Source organism: Acidovorax sp. NO-1 (assembly GCF_000238595.1).
In the GTDB taxonomy this organism is placed as follows: Bacteria; Pseudomonadota; Gammaproteobacteria; order Burkholderiales; family Burkholderiaceae_C; genus Acidovorax.
In genome coordinates, this window is sequence record NZ_AGTS01000063.1 from 1 (window position 1) to 18,741 (window position 18,741).

17 protein-coding genes are annotated in these 18,741 nt (G+C 62.9%); 6 read left to right on the forward strand and 11 right to left on the reverse strand.

From position 1 onward, the window contains the following. Nucleotides 1-746: 746 nt before the first annotated feature. From KYG_RS06725 to KYG_RS06740, 4 genes are all read left to right on the forward strand, one after another. Nucleotides 747-1,199 (forward strand): single-stranded DNA-binding protein, encoded by a 453-nt coding sequence (locus KYG_RS06725; protein ID WP_008904099.1) that lies wholly within the window; start codon nucleotides 747-749, stop codon nucleotides 1,197-1,199. Nucleotides 1,200-1,268: 69 nt separating this feature from the next. Beyond that, a complete protein-coding gene (locus KYG_RS06730) occupies nucleotides 1,269-2,129 on the forward strand; it encodes a DUF932 domain-containing protein (protein ID WP_008904100.1) in 861 nt (286 codons plus the stop codon). Nucleotides 2,130-2,353: 224 nt separating this feature from the next. After that, a complete protein-coding gene (locus KYG_RS06735) occupies nucleotides 2,354-3,214 on the forward strand; it encodes a ParA family protein (protein ID WP_008904101.1) in 861 nt (286 codons plus the stop codon). Then, entirely contained in the window at nucleotides 3,195-4,124 is a 930-nt protein-coding gene (locus KYG_RS06740; RefSeq protein ID WP_008904102.1) for a ParB/RepB/Spo0J family partition protein, read from the forward strand. Before KYG_RS06735 ends, KYG_RS06740 begins: the two co-directional genes overlap by 20 nt. Here the strand turns inward: KYG_RS06740 and KYG_RS06745 are convergent. Beyond that, complete coding sequence (locus tag KYG_RS06745) at nucleotides 4,084-5,031, reverse strand: hypothetical protein (RefSeq protein WP_139019313.1); 948 nt, start codon at nucleotides 5,029-5,031, stop codon at nucleotides 4,084-4,086. The two genes, KYG_RS06740 and KYG_RS06745, sit on opposite strands and share 41 nt — an antisense overlap. A 246-nt stretch (nucleotides 5,032-5,277) precedes the next feature. On the opposite strand from KYG_RS06745, the gene KYG_RS06750 reads away from it, so the two are divergent. After that, entirely contained in the window at nucleotides 5,278-5,853 is a 576-nt protein-coding gene (locus KYG_RS06750) for a hypothetical protein (RefSeq protein ID WP_008904104.1), read from the forward strand. A gap of 16 nt (nucleotides 5,854-5,869) precedes the next feature. Then, complete coding sequence (locus KYG_RS06755) at nucleotides 5,870-6,841, forward strand: relaxase/mobilization nuclease domain-containing protein (RefSeq protein WP_008904105.1); 972 nt, start codon at nucleotides 5,870-5,872, stop codon at nucleotides 6,839-6,841. Nucleotides 6,842-7,112: 271 nt separating this feature from the next. Here KYG_RS06755 and KYG_RS06760 read toward each other — a convergent pair whose 3' ends face one another. From KYG_RS06760 to virB11, 10 genes are all read right to left on the reverse strand, one after another. After that, a complete protein-coding gene (locus tag KYG_RS06760) occupies nucleotides 7,113-7,601 on the reverse strand; it encodes a toll/interleukin-1 receptor domain-containing protein (RefSeq protein WP_008904106.1) in 489 nt (162 codons plus the stop codon). A 309-nt stretch (nucleotides 7,602-7,910) separates the two neighbouring features. Continuing rightward, a complete protein-coding gene (locus KYG_RS06765) occupies nucleotides 7,911-8,660 on the reverse strand; it encodes a three-Cys-motif partner protein TcmP (RefSeq protein WP_237707215.1) in 750 nt (249 codons plus the stop codon). Between the two features lie 95 nt (nucleotides 8,661-8,755). Continuing rightward, nucleotides 8,756-10,036, reverse strand: coding sequence for a three-Cys-motif partner protein TcmP (locus KYG_RS06770; RefSeq protein WP_034693527.1), 1,281 nt, complete (start codon nucleotides 10,034-10,036; stop codon nucleotides 8,756-8,758). 36 nt (nucleotides 10,037-10,072) lie between these two features. Beyond that, nucleotides 10,073-10,936 carry a DUF5131 family protein gene (locus tag KYG_RS06775; protein ID WP_008904110.1) on the reverse strand — a complete coding sequence of 288 codons (864 nt, stop codon included), beginning with the start codon at nucleotides 10,934-10,936 and terminating at the stop codon, nucleotides 10,073-10,075. A 205-nt stretch (nucleotides 10,937-11,141) separates the two neighbouring features. Next, entirely contained in the window at nucleotides 11,142-12,302 is a 1,161-nt protein-coding gene (locus tag KYG_RS06780) for a Fic family protein (RefSeq protein WP_008904111.1), read from the reverse strand. Nucleotides 12,303-12,374: 72 nt separating this feature from the next. Beyond that, nucleotides 12,375-13,685, reverse strand: a complete 1,311-nt coding sequence (locus tag KYG_RS06785; RefSeq protein ID WP_008904112.1) for a DUF1173 domain-containing protein — start codon at nucleotides 13,683-13,685, stop codon at nucleotides 12,375-12,377. A 9-nt stretch (nucleotides 13,686-13,694) separates the two neighbouring features. Next, nucleotides 13,695-14,864 (reverse strand): LPD7 domain-containing protein, encoded by a 1,170-nt coding sequence (locus tag KYG_RS06790; protein ID WP_008904113.1) that lies wholly within the window; start codon nucleotides 14,862-14,864, stop codon nucleotides 13,695-13,697. 39 nt (nucleotides 14,865-14,903) lie between these two features. Continuing rightward, nucleotides 14,904-15,551, reverse strand: a complete 648-nt coding sequence (locus KYG_RS06795) for an OmpA family protein (RefSeq protein WP_008904114.1) — start codon at nucleotides 15,549-15,551, stop codon at nucleotides 14,904-14,906. Further along, a complete protein-coding gene (locus tag KYG_RS06800; protein WP_008904115.1) occupies nucleotides 15,548-17,599 on the reverse strand; it encodes a type IV secretory system conjugative DNA transfer family protein in 2,052 nt (683 codons plus the stop codon). Before KYG_RS06800 ends, KYG_RS06795 begins: the two co-directional genes overlap by 4 nt. After that, a complete protein-coding gene (gene virB11 / locus KYG_RS06805; protein WP_008904116.1) occupies nucleotides 17,596-18,738 on the reverse strand; it encodes a P-type DNA transfer ATPase VirB11 in 1,143 nt (380 codons plus the stop codon). Before virB11 ends, KYG_RS06800 begins: the two co-directional genes overlap by 4 nt. Nucleotides 18,739-18,741: the final 3 nt, after the last annotated feature.

Below are 18,741 nucleotides of genomic sequence, written 5' to 3' on the forward strand. Positions count from 1 at the left end.
GGCCATGTATGTGGAGCGCAACATACATGGCCGAGCTTGGCCTCGTGTAACCCCTGGGGCCTTCGGCCCCATTTTTTTGTTGTTGATCAGCGCGCTGTGCGCGGTCACAGGGGAGGGCGGAGCGTGGCCGGTGTGCACCGGCAGCACAGGGAATAGCGGCCCGTACCCGTGCCCGGGGTCGCGGTCTGATTTCCTTCCCGCTGCACGGGAACGAGCCCGCTGGACGAACTGGCATTCGGTCCACTCCCGCCGCTGCGCTGTGGTCCCGTCCCGCCCGTCAGATCGTCCCCCCGGTCACCCGCCAAACCCGAAGCCGGGCCGCTGGGAATTCCGGAGAAAGCGAACCCCTGAAGTGATCGCAGCGGCTCGAACGTCGCGCCAGTCGCTGCGCTTAGTGTCACGCCGTCCGCAGAGCCGCCGCTGCTCAGCTCACCCGGCCGCCTGCGCTTCGCTGGTCGCCCGAAGAGGCTGGGGCAGCGCGTGCGCCAAGGGGCCCACCGCACTCCCCCACGGCGCCCCCATCCACAGGTGAGGGGGACTTGTGGGGGGATCTTTCAGCGGTGGGCCAGGTGACTGGCTCACTGTTTCGTGCTGCAAGGTTTCCCCATCCCCCACCCCTTCCCGAGGAAGGGGCCTTGCCCACCCCCGCCCGCCCGTGGGCGGGAGCGAGGGAGTCCGAGCGAGAGGATCGGTTTTGAGGAGCCCGGATCGGGGTCCGGCTGGTCGTTCTTGCAAGGAGTTTCACCATGGCCAACGTTCAAGTCATCCAGCGCCACGCGCACCTGGCATCCGCCGTCAAGCTCGAATTCGTCAACGGTCGCGAAGGCAAGGTCGCCAAGGCGGTGCTGACCGCCATCAGCAACAGCCGCCGGGGCAGCGGCGAAGAACGCTCCGAGGAAGCCACCGCGATCCAGTGGACGCTGTGGGCCAAGCAGGCCGAACACGCCGCCGAGTACCTGGGCAAGGGCTCGCACGTGAACATCGTCGGCCGGGTGCGCAACAACCACTACCAGGACAACGACGGGGTGGAGGTCTATGGGCTGGCGTTCACCGTCGACGAAATCGACTACCTCGACAGCAAGGCCGAAGGCGAAGCACGCCGCGCGCGCGAGGGCGCAGGCGATCCCCCTGCAGCAGCCCCCAGCGCACCCAACAACAGCCGCAAGGCCCGCAACGAGCGCCAACCGGCACACGCCTGAATTCACACACCGGGCGGTTCGCCCGCCCGGTATCCCTTCTTCCGCATTTTCCGAACCAGGAGCATCACCATGATCTCTACCGCCCATTCCCCGCGTCTGGCCGCCCGCTTCGGCGAGAACACCTTCGTCATCCGCAGCGAGACCCCGCTGGCCGAAGACCAGATGCGCCGGGCCGCGCCGTCCATCTTTGCCGAAGGCAAGCACGGCAGCCGTTCCGAGCGCTACACCTACATCCCCACCATCGACGTGCTGCGCGGTCTGCGCCACGAAGGCTTCGAGCCCTTCATGGTGGCCCAGAGCAAGAGCCGCATCGAAGGCAAGACCGAGTTCACCAAGCACATGATCCGCATGCGCCACGCTGGCCAGGTGAACACCCGGCCCGAGGCCAACGAGATCATCCTGATCAACAGCCACGACGGCGCCAGCAGTTACCAGATGCTCGCGGGTGTTTTCAGGTTTGTCTGCTGCAACGGTTTGGTGGTCGGCGACGTGACCAACGACATCCGCATCCCGCACAAGGGCAACATCCAGGACGAGGTGATCGAAGGCGCGTTCCGGGTGCTGGACGACTTCGAGTTGGTGGACGCGTCCACCGACAGCATGAAAGCCCTGCCGCTGCAGCGCGAGGAACAGCAGGCCTTTGCCACCGCCGCCCTGGCGCTGCGATACGGTGAACGAGGGGAGGGCGAACCACCGGCCCCGGTGACCGCTGAGCAGTTGATCGAAGCCCGCCGGCCGGAGGACTTCGGCAACAGCCTGTGGACCACCTTCCAACGGGTGCAAGAAAACGCCCTGCGTGGTGGTCAGCCCGGACGCGGTGCAAAGGGGCGGCGCCTTCACACCCGCCCGGTTGCCAGCATCGACCGCAGCGTGAGCCTGAACCGCGCGCTGTGGGTGCTGGCCGAAGAGATGCGCAAGCTCAAGGCCTGATCCACAAGGCCTGAACGAACCCGGCGCTGGATTCAACCCCGAATCCAGCGCTGGCCACGCGCCGCTCCGCACCCATCATCGGACGGTGCGTGCGCGTGAACTTCTGAAACGCGCTCGCCGGCCGGCGCCGGCTCGCGCGATCCCGGCCGTCGGCGCATCGAGCGCGGCGCCCGGGAAACGTCCTCCGCCTCGACCTCCCTTGTCGGTCGCGTTGGAGGACTCCTATGAAGACCCTTGTGCTCGCCAACCAGAAGGGTGGCGTCGGCAAATCCGCCGTCGCCACCTTGCTGGCCCACTATTTCCGCAAACTCGGCTGCCGCGTGCTGGCCATCGACCTGGACCACCAGGGCAATTTCTCCGACCCGTTGCGCAAGTCCCAGCGCGTGGCCGTGGCCGAAGTCCCGGCCAGCGCCTTGCTCACGCAGGCGAGTCCGGTCATCCCGGCTGCGGACTTCGTCCTCGTCGCCGCTGACCGGGACATGTCCGGGCTGGAGCGCCAGCCCGGCCTGCACAACGATTTCGCGAACCACCTAAGGGTCTTCCTCAAGGCCATGGACGACCGGTTCGATGTCTGCCTCATCGACACCAACCCCAACCCGGACATCCGCATGATTGCGGCACTGGCTTCCGCCGACTGCGTGCTCTCGCCGATCCAGCTCAACCAGGAAGCGCTGGACGGCGTGCACGCCCTGCTCAACCACCCTCGGGTGGGGGTGCGAAAGATCACGTCGATGCTCAACCCGAAGCTGCACCTGATCGGGCTGCTCCCGGTGATGGTGGAGGCCAACCCGTTTCAGCGGGAGAACTTCCTGCAGCTGGTGCAGAAGTTCCACCCCATCCTGATTCCCTACGGTCCCAAGCCGGGGCAGTACGCGTCCATGCCACGCCGCTCCGCCGTGGCCGAAGCGCAGGCCGAAGGCCTGGTGCTGTGGGAGATGAAGAAGACCGCCGCGCGCGACGCCTGGCGCGAGAGCGAGGTCGCCATGGCAGTGATCGCGAAAGCCGTTCTGGCGGAGTCACCTGCGCAGGCAAACACCATCACTACCCCTATCAACGGAGCGGACCATGGCGCTGTCGCTGGATAGTCTGGACCTGCTGCCACCCACTGGGGGAGAGGGCGGAACTCCCTTGCGGATTCCGCTGGACACCATCGACGAAGACCCGGATCAACCTCGCCAGGAGTTCGACGAGCAAAGTCTGGACGAACTGGCCGAAACCATCCGGGAGCGGGGCGTGCGCCAGCCGGTCTCGGTGCGCGCACACCCCACCCAGCCCGGGCGCTGGATGCTCAACTTCGGCGCCCGTCGCCTGCGGGCCTGCAAGCGGGTCGGACTTTCCGAGATACCCGCCTTCGTTGATCAGACCGCCAACAGCGCGGACCAGTTCATTGAGAACGAGCAGCGCAAAGGCCTGAGCCCGCTGGAGATCGCGCTGTTTGTGCAGCGGGCACTGAACCAGGGTCAGACTCAGGCCGACATCGCGCGGGCCATAGGCAAGAGCCGGCAGTACGTGACCCTGGCGACGGCGCTGATCGATCCACCGGACTGGCTGATGGCCGCGTACCGAGAAGGGCGCTGCCGCGGTATGAACGAACTCCATGAGTTGCGTAAGCTGGCCGGGGAGCATCCGCAGTACGTTGAGGCTTGGACTTCGGATCGCAGTCCCATTACCCGGGATGTTGTGATGGCTCTCCGGGCCGAACTTGCTGAGGGTTCAGGCAGTGTGCGGCGTGGTACATCAGCACTGCTCGAATCCGTGGAAGCTGGTCTCAGGACTGGCGAGGCTGGAACAGGGGCGCGGAAGTCACGTCAACAGCAACCCAAATTGATTGCTCTTCTGGATGGAGCCGAGGTCGTGGTGAACACGCTGCAGGCCCCGCCCAAGGCAAGACAGCTTTTCGTGATCCCTGTGAAGGGCGGCCAACCGGAGGCTGTGGACACGGGTCGACTGATCCTTATCGGCCTGACGCGGGACACGAGTTGTCAATCTGATTGACAACCGGGAGGGCCTTGGCAGCCGACACCTGTTCGGCCGCATCACCTTGCCCAATATGCAGCGTGTACCGATCATTGATCCGGTACACCGTGCGACTCCCCCCGTTGGGCAGCGCTTCATCAATCACATCGAAGTACTCGGCGGCCAGCAGAATGCCTTTGAGGTTCTGGTGGCCGTAGCGCTTCTGCAGGTCCTCCAGCTCGTCGGGCGCCTTGCTCCGGATCAAGTTGAGTGCCGTGGTGAGGTACGCCCACCCATCAAGTCGTGCCGTCTTCAGAGCGATCTCGCCAAGCATCGCCACCAGGTGACTGCTCTGCAGGAATCCAAGTTCCATCTGTCGCGCGCCCTCGGACGATGCAAAGAAGGCCGCCAGCTGTTTCCGCCCTTCATCCATCGTGGTCACCCAGCCCCTGAGTCTGTCCAGCATGCGAAAGGTTTCGTCACGCTTGGCATCCAGATAAGCCAGGGCAGCGTCTGCATCGCCGTCCACTGCTGAGTACCAGCGTGGCAGGAAGTGGTGAATCAGATCGTTGCGCGCCTCCACCAGGGCGCGCATCTCCTGGTCGTGCTGGTCAATGAACTGTGCGTCGGTCTCCACAGAGAAGTGAAAGCCAATCCAAGGCTCTGTGATCTCGTCCGGCGTTTGGTGTTCGGGTGGTGCTTGCAGGACATGGGTCACCATCCTGCCTGCCAGTTCGCCCATGGTCTTCCGGTGTACGGCAGTTCTCTGCGCCTCCATGCGCTCTGCCAACTGGCTTGCCGGTCCGTGCACAGAAGCAGTGGCGTTCAGGTGCTTGAGCATGGCCTCAACCATCTGGAAATTCACCACATTGCGACCGATCCGGCGCAGCACCTCATCTCGCTCAGGTGTTCTTTCCAGCCCGCGAGGCTGTGACGTGTCGTTCAAATCGTTCCCTCCCATGTGGTTCAAAGGTTTCTGCATGCGACCTCGGCCTGGCCGGTTGTCAATCTGATTGACAACCTGGCCGCCATCGGACACCCAATGGTCTTGCTGGATTTTCGACCGAATCCAGCGCATCGAACCAGTCGGTTCTCGGAGAGCATAGGTGCATGGTTGAGTGCAGGATAGGCGGCACGCCGCCGGTTTTACAAACGACTCGCTTCGCTCACGTTTGGACCTTTCGGTTGACCCATGAACACCCACAACCCTGACTTCGTCACGGTCGATATGCGCGGCTTGAAGGCCGCGCTGGTGGCCCATGCTCAGGCTCGGCGTGAGAGCGTGTCGGTACTGGTTCGTCGGGCTGTGGCCCGCGAACTTGGGCAGGCTGAATCGCTTCCACCGCCGATCACAGGTTTCGAGAGCATCGCCCCTTTGCGCCAGTCCCAGATCAAGTTGTCAATCAGATTGACAACCTCTGAGGCCGAGAGACTGGCAGCCGGTTCGCGCGCAGCAGGGTTGTCGCGCGGCGCTTACTTGGCAGGGCTCATCGCAGGCATCCCCGCGTTGACCACGGGCGCAAGCCGCACCGAGTTGCTCTCTGCGCTCACCACATCCAACGCACAGCTCTCAAGCCTCAGCCGCAACATCCACGCCCTCACGCGTCTGCTGACCCAGAGCAACGTGCAAAAGGCGCTGGTCTACCGCGACATGCTCGACACGTTGGACGCAGACGTGCATCGCCATCTCACCCAGGCGGCGGCCCTGATGGCCGATCTGCGCCCGCGTGTGTCATCCGCTGAAACCACCCACCGGACCATCCGGTGACTACCAGGAGAACGCCATGAGCCAAGCGCCGAACATCGATGGGGTGCTCATCCAGTGGGGTGATCGCCTGTTCTACCCGGGCAACCGTGTGGTCAAGGTCAAGCCGCAGCCCAGGCTGAGCGATGGAGGTATGCGTCAGCGCGCAGACGCCATCCGCAAACGCATCGAAGCCACCGTGGTGAAGAGAGCGCCCCAGGTCATGGTCAAGGTCACCGGGGGAGGGCGGGGCATGCTGGCCATTGCCGCCCATTTCCGCTACATCGGCAAGAACGGCCGGCTCGATATCGAGACCGAACAAGGCGACACGGTCCGCGGCAAATCGGCTGTGCACGAGCTGAGCGAAGACTGGCGCTACGGCGGCAGCCTGATCGGGGACGAAGGCTACCGGCGCGAGGCTTTCAACATCATGCTGTCCATGCCCCGGGGTACCGACCCGTTGATCGTCCAGCGGGCGGCGCGTGAGTTTGCACAGACCGAACTGGCAGGCCACAAATACGTGATGGTGCTGCACGACCACCAAGCCAACCCGCACGTGCACATCAGCGTGCGGGCTGAGTCAATGAGCGGCAGACGACTCAACCCGCGCAAGGCCGACCTGCAGCGATGGCGAGAGACCTTTGCAGAAAAGCTGCGTGGCTACGGGGTCGAAGCCGAAGCCACCCGGCAGGCCACCCGAGGTCGGAGCGTGAGCTACCCGGACCTGTGGCAACTGAAAGCCAACGAGGCAGGGCGTTTGAGGAAGACTCGATCTAGCACCACTTCAGGAGACAGGGCACGTGCCAGCAGGACCGAAGCCTTGAAGGGCTGGCTGCACATAGGGCGTGCCCTGGCGGGATCAGCCAATGCGCGGGACGTGAAGCTGGCTGGATCGATTGCGATCTTCATACAGGAGGCGTCCGCATCGTGGACGATGCAGAAGACAACACATGAGGCCGGCAGGGATTTTCAGCGACCTGGTTCGGCTGTCGATTCGCAAATTCGTCGTTGACTTCAGAGCCTACCGAGCCACTAAGCGTCTGCAGGCCGGCCGGCCAAGGCTGGATGGAACCGTGAATAGGCCCATCTGTGGTCACAGGCAGCTATCTCTGCTCACACGCACGTGGCAACTTGAACGACATATCCGGACGGAGAACTGCCGGTCACACTCCCGAAGAGAGACGACGGCGTCGACCTGTTCAGGTGACATGCCAGATTGGGTCATGCCGGTGTTGCCGAGATTGGCTGCAGCCTTTGACGGGCTGACGTCCCTCCATGCTGCGCTAAGTCCAGATCTTGACTAACTCGGCGATCTTGTCGGCGACCTGGGCCATCGTGTCTTCCTTGGTGTCGAGGCCGGTCCGAGAGGCAAGCAAAGGACTCACATTCCGCAATTCGTCGTAGGTTGTCTCGTGCACGATGGGCACGAGACGATTGCCGGCGAGTAAGGCGGAGAGTTCCTTATCGGCAACGCCCTGATTTGGAAGCCCCTTGATGAAATTCGGCGTGACCAGCACAAGACCGATGCGCGAATTGGCCAACCCCCGATCAATGGTTCGCATCATCGGCACGCCGAGGCCAAGGTCCAATTCACTGAACCATGTTTTGACGCCAGCAGCCTTGAGCGCGTCGTCAAGGTCCTTGGCTGCACCCTGCCGGTCAGTCCATGCGTGGCACAGGAAACAGTCGCGCAGATCGGGCTGTTGAACAGCCACTCTTTCAACGGCCTCGCGGACTGGCGTGAGGGATTGCACTTGGGCCGAGGTGTACAAGACGGTGGAGCCAGTGCGCGACCAACGCGGTCGGGAAGTGCCGCTCGATCGACTGCCACTGCTCCCGCTAGAACTCCCGCTCGACGTGGACGACGAATACGAAGGGTAGGACGGGCTGCTGTACCCGCTGCTATAGCCGTAACCCCGGCCGTAGCGGTATCGACACGCAGGACAGGCGGCCGCAGCCGCTGCAGAATTGTGTCCACGAACTGGTGCTGTGCACTGAGTCATTGCTTGAATTCCAGGTTGCTGAGACAGTTACATCGTACGCACAGAAGCTTGGCTGGGGTGCCACTTAATTTCGTGAGGTTAGAAATCGAACTCTCGGTTGGGCCCCTGAGCAACATCCCCCCATATCCTGTTCGGGAGCTCATGTCGACTGAAAAAAACCAGGTGGTAGAGCGGGCGATTTCCTTCGTCCCGAATCAGTGGCATGCGATGACTGATCGAGAATCCGAGGTTCCGTACCAGCCCGCACCAGTAGTCAAAGAATGCCTCGTCAGCATCGCCGCGCACGAACGCAAGAGGATCAATATGATCGCGCCAGCCGGGTGCCGCAGCGTCGAATCGCGCCCTCTCCGGGTTGTACTCCATCAGCACATTGCGTCTCAAATCCATCGTGCTGAAGTGCACGGCGAAATCAACGAAACTCAGCCGTGCCAGCTTTTCGATCACACTGAAAGAGAGGTACTGCAAGTTGTATGGATCCAGGTAGGCGAGACACAGCGCGCTTCTGGGAATCCTTCCAAGTACTTGGTCAACCGTTGATTCAGCAGCACCAGGCAACGCTGTTGCTTGTGCACCCATTGCGCAAAGTCGTTCCGCACAGGCGGATGCCCGTTCGGCGTCCAGGTCACCGACAAAACACGAAGTGAACGCCACGTTGTCCCGAAGTGAATGCGCCCAGGCCACTTGAGCTCCGCCAGGACGCGTTGCTGCTTCGCCCTTGACCTGGATACGGCCTGGTCCACAGAACAGGTCAACGTACACACGCTGCTTGAACTTCTCCCTGGCCCTACGCGTTCCCTCCACGTACTTGGCAAGGAATGTGTGTTTCATGTCCGGGACCCACGAACCCACGCCCTCACCGTTCCGACCATGCTCTACGGGCAAGTACGGAAGAGGGTCAGCATCGTTGATGAGACGAAAACTCATCACGCGTCTCCCCGCGGCAAGCTGAAAAGGGCTCCTTGGGGGCTGCGCTCTACCCAGTCCGTATCACGCATGTATTTCGCGTGCCTCCGGGTGACGCCCTCATCAGATCGAACCACGATGTCCTGAGCTCCCAATAGAAGTTCCAAAGCCTGCTTGTACATGATGGAAGTGCCAGGGGACGTATTGCAGGTGGAGGCATACAACTCGCCGATCTGCAAGGGTTGGCGCCGTTCAAAAATGTGCGTTGCCAGTTGCTGCGGCAACGCCTCGGCCGATTGGCTCAACGCCACATCGTCGAACTGGAATCCCCCGGTGAACTCCTGCCGAAACCCCATCATGTGTGATGCCAACATGTCGAGACCTGCTCCACCGTAGTGGATGGAATGATTCTGATGCTGCCAGTGGACCTGCTTCATCACGTCCTGGGCACGGTGGTGTTGTGAGAGATGAACCAACCAGTACTCACCTTGGCCGCTGCCTTCACCACGAATGAAAAAGGGCGTGAAGTACTCGGCACCACACCCCTTCACCAACGCTTGATACAACGCTGCCTGTATAAAGCGACGCCAATCAGCCGAGTCCTCTTCCTTGATCTGCTCGACAGTCCTGCCGCCCAAGGCAGCGCGAATATCTACCGCCAACTTCTCGGAGACCTGGTCCGTGAATTGGTCGTTGGTGTAGGTGGCAAATGCCGCGACATGAAACGTCAGCACCACCTCGCTGCCAGGTGAGTTCGCGAATATCTGCCGAATCAACGGTGCTGGTACTTCGCTGTATCCATACTGGTCCAGGAAATAGATGGCTGTGCGTGCTTTCGGCGTGTGGGCTTGGATCAGCTTGAAGACCACCGGCGTTGCAGAAACAAAGTCCTCATGAATGACGTGTATGGCATTGCCGATCAGGTGACCGAAGCCCCGGTTTTGCAGGACCATCGTCAGATGCGACAAAGCTCGCTGGTCCTTGTCAATGAACACATATTGAACATCCAGGTCGATGGGCTTTGTCCTATTGGCATTGATGAGCACTCGGGCCTCTTCGACTGCGTTCAGCATGCGCAGCGGGGAGCCAAGAACTTCCTTGGCTTGTCCTTTGAGCGTGTAGAGACCGCCCCCGCAAAATCCGTCAACGAGCGTGATTCGAAGTCGCTCCCGCCCTCGCGCATTGAGGGTTCGTTGCTCGAAATACCGTACGAGGTAGCCGACCAAAACTTCATGCTTAGTGACACTATGCGGATCGATCTCTGCCGGTCCGTCCTCCCAGTCGTAGTGACTCTTTGCCAAGCTCAAGCCTTTCTGCAGAACTGATGTCGTTCGCCGCTACACCCCATCCCCGGTGCTTGGGAATTGATCCCAATGACGCCCCGCCAAGGAACGACCGGCTTTTCCTTTCCCAACAGCAGCGAGCTTGACCTCGGAGCCGCCGTTCCGGACTATGAAGATCGGCGTGCGACCAGTGACAGCTGGTGCCGCCTGCTCCAGGGGCGCCCAGTGCCCCCACTGTTTGAAGTGAAAAGCCACCCCGGTTCTATTGCACTGCTGGCGTAGATCGTCAGGCCATTTTGGGTCCATGGGTCGTGATCCAGGCCCGGACTCGCCGCCAGCAATGACCCAGTCCACACGAGTGCCCAGTTCCCCAACTTGAAGCCATCGGGATAAATCCAGTGGTCCCAAAAGTGGCTCACACGACAGGAACCGGACTGCTGGTGTCTTGAACTGGAGCAAATGCTTCAATCGCTTGTCAGCTGCACTCTGGTTCTCGACCGTTGCGCCCAGCCAAACGTTGGAAGGAAATTCATAGCCCTTGGGCAACTGCTTGCGCACCAGGTGAATGCGTTTGGTCAGCAGTAGCCAGTCCAGATGTGGCGTGGCTGCAATGAGATCCAGCAAGCGAAGCCGATGCGGGATCAAGTCTTCTCTGTTTTCAAAGACATCAGCCATGGAGGCGCAAAACACCCGTCGACGGGTTTTGCTTTCCGATGCTTCACGGTTCCACTTCAAGGGCTCTTTCCAGTGTGCGTCTCCAAAAAAACGACGTTCGGATTTCGGCCCCCAGACGTCTTCCCCGAGGCGCTTTGCCCAAGTCTCGGCATAGCAATGGTCGCAGGCGTCGGACACGCGAACACAACCCCACCACGGGTTGAAGGTGTGATGGGTCCATTCAATGCGGGTGTCTTTTCCCATCAGTTGAGTTCTCAGATGATGGTCGATGATATGTGGATTCGTACAGTGTATCCGCTATAGGCAAATGTCCAAAGGACGACTGCATGGCCCCGCACAGTCGTCACTCGGGACATTGTGCGTCGGCAAACTGAGCAGCCGCTTCGTGGCAATCAGCAAAAGCCCACCTGGCAACACCAACTGTCTGCCACAGCTGCAGTCCAGTCTTTCAGACGGGCGGCGCGACCAGCGCAGCGGGGATGAACCCCTCATCCGTCAGCGCGCGCACCACGCCACGCAACAGCATGTTGTGGCTGAACCCGATGCTGTATTGCCGCGCGCCCGGGTTGATGGGCTGCAGCATGCCGCCGTCCACCAGCTTGCGTATCTGGTAGGTGCGCTGGTTGGCGTTGAGGTCGGGCATGGCAGCTTCCAGGTCACCCGCCTTCACCGTGCCAGCTTTGATGGTGGTGGTCAGCACCGCCTGTTCCAGCGGGGTGATCAGCTGCCGTTCGCGGGCGTAGTTCACCGCAGGCAGCAGCACCTTGGCTTTTAGGTGTTCGTAATCGGCGAGGCGGTCCACCTTGGTCAGCTCGTCGCGCACACCGCTGAGCACGTATACACACCAGCGCTCCAGCGCTTCGTCGGTGCCTGCATCGGCGTCGCCCAGCCGGGCGTAGTAGGCGTTGCGATCGGCGCAGAACACGGCCGCCGGGTTGAGCAGCCGGACCACCGCATTCACGCGGAAGCCGTACTTGATGAGCATGGCGTAGGTGAGCAGGCGCACCACCCGGCCATTGCCGTTGCCAAACGGGTGCACCCAGGCGAACCGGTGGTGCGCCAGCGCGACCTTCATCAGGTCGTACTTGGGCGGGTCCGCCCGGTTGATGAACGTGACCAGTTCGGTCATGTAGTCCGGCACCTGGGGTGCCTCGGGCGGCTGGTGGTCGGCCTGGGCGATCTTCACCGCTCCCTGGCGGTAGGCGCCGGGGTTGGTGTCGCCCTCGCGCTTGAGGCCATCCACCGTGGTGGCGTGCAGGCCGCGCAGCAGGTGCTCCGTCACTGGCTCACCGGGCTCCACGCTGTCTTCCACCTGCTGCATGGCACGCTCGATGTTGGCGATTTCCTGCAGCTGTTCGGACCGGTTCGGGCCGTCGATCACCCTGGCTTCCACGTAGTCGGCCAGCGTGGTGTGGTTGCCCTCGATGCGTGCCGAGGCCAGGCTCTCCAGCACGTGGAAGACCTGCTTGAGCTGCATGAACACCGGCATGGGCGTGGTGCCCTGAATCTGCAGGCGCCGCAGGTGCTCCAGGTCTGTCAATACATCCAGCAGCGGCGAGTCAAAGCTGGGGTTCAGCAGCCGCAGCGGGTGGTGAACAAACTGAACCATGGTGGCTGGTATCTGAAATGGGGTGGATGGATATCTGGACTCTAAGTCCAAAAATCCTTTTCGGATATAAGTTTATATATTTTGTTTGATTCGGATATCTGGAAAATTCCTGATATCGGAACTGGAAGGGGCTGGTTGAGGAAGCTGGATCGGGTCGGTCTGCTGGCGCAGCGGCAGCGCGGGCATGTCGCCGTGGGTTGGGTTCCACCGCCATTCAGGGTTGTCGCTGTCGGGCTCTGTGATTGCCATCGCCGGGGATGCTTCCGGGTTGTGCTCGCGGTCGATGAAGAGTGGGTAGGGCGCAGGGCTGCAGTCCAGCAGGCTGGCACAGACCAGTGCCTGGGTGGTGGGCACGTTGTACCGGAGACTTTTGATGAAGTTGCGACCCTGCCGCAGCAGCGCCGCGACCAGTTGCCTGTCCCAGCCGTCGTCCACCGGTAGCCACTGCGCGGTGGTGAGCATGAGGGAGAGTTCCACGATGCCCGGTGTGCCAGCTTCGTCCACGCGGAAGGTGGCGATCATGACCAAGTGCAGGTCGGGCTCGGTGCCCCAGAGAGTGAGCTCGTGTTCAAAGCTTCTGCCCAGGCGCCGGTACAGCGCGTCGTCCAGCGCGAAGGCTTGGTCGGGCAGGTGTTTGAAGACCACCTTGTGCCCGTAGCGGGTGGGTGAGATGTCCTTGACTTCGGCCACCATGAGCAGCAGGGGCTGGGGTTGCCCGTGTCGCGGTGCTCCATGCGCCCACAACCGTTGTCGGCGGGACTGGATGGCGTCGAGCTGTTCCACCGAAAACACCTCGGGGATGTAGAGGCTGCCCAGCAGGGCGTGGCCGTGGACGAACTTGTTTTCGGCGGCCTGCAGCAGGTGTTTGCGCACGGTGCTCCAGGTGCGACGGCCGGCAAACCCGGGTTTCCAGTGGGTCAGTTCGGCCTGGTCCCACAGGTAGTGCAGCAGGGCGCGCAGGCCTAGCCGGTGGCCGTGGGCGACCACGCTGCTGCTGGAACTGGCTGATGGGGGCTGCGCGGCCCGGCCGGGCAGTTTGGACATCGGAAAGTCGAGCTTGAGCGTCGTCATGCCGGTGGCCGGGTTCTCGACGATGGCCGTGCCAACCAGCGGGCCGAGGCCGCTGAACTCGGCTGGTGGTTCGTAGGACGGACAGGTGGTGGCGTGTTGGCTGCCGGTGTTGGGCATGCGCTTGACTGTGAAACCGTTCAGGACGCGGGCCACGTACATCTCGATGCCCGGCTGGCCAGGCTGGCAGAGGCAGCGGGGGCGCAGGTGTTTCTCGTGCGCCGTGGCGATGGCATTCGCGAAGCCGGGGGCGTCTCTCGCCCAGCGTTGATCGCCGATGGCGTAGGCCGCTTCCACGGCCGCAGTTGTGTTCATCGCGACACTTCAGCGGGCAGGTGCAGCGCGTTCGCGACTGCGCTGCGGGTCCTGCTGGGTCGCCACCACCGGGCGCTGGGACGGGGCGTTCTTGTCGTAGATCCGCACCTTGGGGTTCTGGCCGTCTCGGATGCGCTGGGCCAGCTTCTCGGCGGCTGCGACCATGACGGCTTCGCGCCGCTTCTCGGGCACCCGGTTGGCGACGAGGATGGCTTCGATGGCGGCCAGCACGGTCTTGCGGCCACCACTGCCACGGCCTGATGGTTTGTCGGCATTGGTTGCGGCTGTTGGGGTGCTGGCGTCCCGGTGTGGTTCGATGCGGTTGATCTGGCGCAGCTCGCGTTCCACCTTGAGGCGTTCCTGGTCCGCCGGGTTGGGTTCGTAGCCCAGGGTCTTCACGCCGCGCGCTGCGGCTTCCAGCCAGACCAGGCGGCGGAAGTCTTCGCTGCCCGTGACCCGCAGGGACCGCCAGTTGCGGGCTTCGGCCACGTCGACCATGGAGCGAGCCACCGAGGGGCTGTTGGTGTCTGTCGCCAGTCGGAAGGTGGATTCGGTGAAGGCCACGCGCGCGGTGTCGCCCCGGAAGCGGTATTCGGTCAGGCCGAGGCTGACGTCGCCCAGCGTGACCGGGGTGCGCTTGATGATGTAGCGGTCCATCAAGGCAGCTTCCAGCCGGGAGACGAGCGCTTCGCGTTCGGCCTGCGCGTCCATGCGGGCGCTTGTTTGCGGGTTGGATGCGTCGGGTGTTTCCACCCCTTTGTCTTTGGCCGGTAAGGGGATGACATTCGACTCTGCCGTCTGGCGTGCTGGATCGGTCTTTGCCGGTTTCGCTTGCGTGGCGGTCGCGGGGGGCTGGGCATCTCGGGCTTCGTCCCGCCGCCATTGCCCGTCGATCTTGTGGACGAAGGACTTTTGCCCGCGCACATCCACGACGACAAACCGGTTGGCGCCGAGCTGGTCGGCTTTGGCCACCATGTCCTGGTAGCGGTCGGTGCGGTAGGTGATTTCGGCAAACGGATCGCGCAGTTCGTACCGCTCGCCCGGCTCTGGCTCGGGTGTCTGGAAGGTCCGGATGGCGATGGCGGAGCGATCCACGGGTTCCACTGTGCCGCCCAAGGTGGCGCTGGTGTCTGCCGTGGGTTGGTCCAAACGCCGGGCCGGTGCAGGTCTTTCATCCATGGTGGTCTCCTTCGTTGGTCAAGGCCAGCAGACGGGGTGTCAGGGTTGGGGTGGGGTCGAGGACTGTAGGGATACCGGTGGCACCCGGTAAACCTCGATCTCGACCCGTCGGTTGAGATTTCTGCCGCGTGGGTTGCCGTTGTCGGCCATGTGGTCGCCGCTGGGTTGGTGGGTGGTGCGGATGCGAGCGGCGTGCACGCCGGCAGCGATCAGGTAGTCACGCATAGCGTTGGCCCGGGCCTGTGCAATACGGCTTTCGGCGGAAGAGTCGCTGGTGCCGTCGGTGCGCCCCCTCAGCACCACGAGTGGTGCGGTCTTGGCTTCTTCCACCAGAGCCAATGCCTCCTCGGCGGGTATCGACACCCGGGTGCTGTTGAAACCGAAGTGGACGATGCGAACGCTGTTGGCTTGCGCTTTCTCCTGAATCGACGCCATCAACTGCTGGCGCGCGGCCATGTGGGCCAGTGTGGCGGTGGTGGTTTCTGCGAGGCGGTTGGATTCATTGGCCTCGATGCGGGCGTTCTGAAGATCGTTCCTGCACATCTGCAGCTCGACGGCCATCAGCGCATTGGCGGGCCGCTTCTGAGATTCGTCCACGGTGGGGGGCTTGGGCGGTGAGCTGCAGGCGCCCAGCAGCGCAAGGCTTGAGAGGGTCAGCGCAGAGCGCAAGGTCAGGTGGGTGGTCATGGCTGTTCCTCCAGGGTTTCGAGTCGGATGGGTTCTGTGTTGCTGGTAGCGGACGGTGCGGAAGTAGTGTTTGGGGTGGACTCGACCTCATCGATCTCTTCGACCGGCTCGATGAACCCGCCTTCGCCGACAGCTTCCAGCCTGTCGTCAAAGAAGCCGATGCAGGTTTCCGCCAGCTTGTCAGGTGGACCTTCCATCTGGTCTTTGGTCAGCTTGACGTCGTGATTCAGAACGCCGATGTCCATGCTGGTTTGTCCCGGAGGAAGTTCGTCATCAGCTAAGCGCCAGCGCTGTTGGACTTTGGCGAGGTGCAGGTCCATGTCCATCGACTTCACTGCTGGCGCAGGCTTCAGGCGCGACGTGAAGGCCTTGTCCTGGAAGTAACGGATCTTTTCGCCGAGGATTGGTTTGCAGTTCTCGAAGATCACCACCAGCCGCTCGCGGCCCAATTCCTTGAACTCCTGCGGCAGCAGCAGGGCGCGACGTTGCTCGCTTTCGTTACGGCTGACGGTGCTGTGGCCGTGTCCGCTGAAAGAACGGCTGCGCCCGCGTGAGGTGGCGCGCTCGGTGAAATGGCCGAGCATGGCGCTGTACTCGTCGGCGTCGCGCTGTTCGCGTGGGGCATACAGAATTTGCAGGCCGTGGTTGGTGGCGAAGGTGCGGGCTTCTTTGTCTCCGTAGACCGCGTCCAGCTGCGACATGGCTTGCACCACGGTGAGTAGGCGCAGGTTATAGCCAGCCAGGAAGGCGGCAGAGTGGGTGATGACGCCCACGCGGCCCATGGCGGTGAACTCGTCGTTGACCAGCAGGCATTGAAACCTCAGGCTTGGGTCTTGTTCGGGCAGTTGGCGGGTGTTGAGGCTGACCAGTTGCGAGAAGAACAGGTTCAGCAAGGGGCGGGCATTGGCCAGGCGGTGCGGCGGAATGCGCACATAGACCGACATGCGCTGGCGCCGAAGGTCTTCGAGCCGGAAGTCGTCGGCGCTGGTGGCGGCATCGACCACCGCATCGGCAAAGATGGTGAGCGGCGCGTGGAAGGTGGCGACCACGCTGGACAGCGTGTTCTCGGAATTGCTCAGCAAGCGCTGCAGCGCATCGACGCATTCGTCGGTGAGCGGATTGCCTTGCTCGCGGCGCTGGGTGATCTGGCTGCCCAGGTGGTCTTTCAACGGCTGGCCTTTGCCAGAAGACTGGCGTAACAGCTCACCCACGGTGCGGGGCAGCTCGGGGGTTTCAAGTAGCAACAGGCCCAGGCCCAGAAACAGGTTGCGCGCCTGGTCGTTGAAGAAGGTTTCGGACGAGGTGCCGCTGCCGTCGTTGGGGAAGAAGACCTGGCCGATGCCCAGCAGATCGCCGACCCGGTGCAGCGGGCTGGTGCGAACCGCCGTCAGCGGGTTCCAGCGGTGGCTGCGGGCCTGTTCGTCGAACGGGGAGAAGGCGTAGACCGCCTGGCCATGGGCGGCGCGGTAGCCCGCCGTGATGGCGTGGTTTTCGCCCTTGATGTCGAGCACGACCACGGAGTCGGGCCAGTTGAGCAGGTTGGGAATCACCACGCCCACACCTTTGCCGCTGCGGGTGGGGGCCGACAACATCACCGACAGCTGGCCGGGCAGGGCGAGGTACCGGCCTTTGAATCGTCCGATGAGGATGCTTGGGGTGTCAGGGTGGTGGGCCGAATCAACAAGCCCAGCGCGGGCCACTTCGCCAGCCGAGGCGAAACGCGCGTCGCCATGCAAGGCCCGGCGTGGCCGGGCCGCTGCGATGAGAGCGCCGGGCAGGATGACCAGCAAGCCAGTGCCAGACAGGGCCATGGCGGTGAACAGGCGCTGGCGCAAAACAGCATCTCCGGAATAGAGCTGCCAGTAGGTGGTGATGCTGCTCCACCGGGCCTGCCTGGGGTCGGCCTTGCTGAGCAGCAGAAACAACACCCCCGAGACATAGACCGCCGCACAGAGCAGGGCAGTGGCCACGACCGCTGCAAAGGTGCCAGCGGCAACCCGTCGGCCCACGGACCAGGCGGTGAAGGGCAAGGTCAATGCCTGGCTCATGATCGCGCCCCCTCGCTCGCTACAGCGCTGGGCTCTTGCGGGGTGCTGGCGCGCAGCGGGTTTTGGCTGGCGGCGTGGTACCTGCGGCGGGGTTCGTAGGCCACATCGGCAATGAATCGGCCCCGTTCGTCACGGTCGAACTGCACGATGACATCGATCACGATGCGCAGCAGACCTTTGATCTCGTCCATGCGCAGGCCGCCACCCGCGCCACTTTCGCGGATCATCAGCGACATCTGTTCCAGCGCCAGATCGCAGCTGCCGGCGTGCACACTGGTGATGCTGCCCGGGTGGCCCGAGGCGGCCAGCCGGATGAACGAGAAACACTCTTCACCGCGCAACTCGGCCAGGAAGATGCGGTCTGGCTTCATGCGCAGGCAGGCTTCGAGCAAAGACTTGGCGGTGAACCGCGCCGTGCCCTGGGCGTCCTTGCTGTAGAAAAGGTGAACCACGTTGGGGTGGTTGGGCAAGGTGAGTTCGGCGGTGTCCTGGATGGTGATCAGGCGCTCGTGTTTCGGCACCTCTTCGACCAGGCCTTTCATGAACGTGGTCTTGCCCGAGCCGGTTTTGCCGCTGACCACGATGGTGCGGTGGTGGCGCACGGCCAGGCGCATGAAGTCGGCGTAACGGTCAGCGGCCTTCAAGGCCAGCAGTTCGCGCTCAAAGGGCTGCAGGCCGTCGTTGTGCTCCGGATTCGGTGCGGCGACCTTTTCGCCTACGCGGCCGAACAAGCCGTCTTGCTCGAAGTCACTCAGCCGGAGCACCACGTTCGACGGCTTGCGGATGGTGATGGACACGGTGCCGCGTGGCACTGCGGGTGGTATGGCGAACTGGATGCGCTCGCCAGTGGGCAGAGTGGCCGACAGCAGCGGGCGTTCCTGGTTGATCTGCTGGTCGCAGTAGGTGGCCAGCGCCGTGGCCAGAGACAGGCAACGCTCCTGGGTCATGGCCGGTGCGTTGACCGCTTGCCAACCGTTCACGGTTTCCACCTGCAGCTCGCCGGGGCGGTTCACGCAGACCTCCAGCACGCCTGGGGCGTCCAGCTCTTCGCGCAGCGGGCGCAGGAACTCCACCACCGAGGTCGCGTCGCCGCACCAGCCGTCGAGCGGGTCTTCTTCAATGCCGGGCAGGGTGTTCATCGC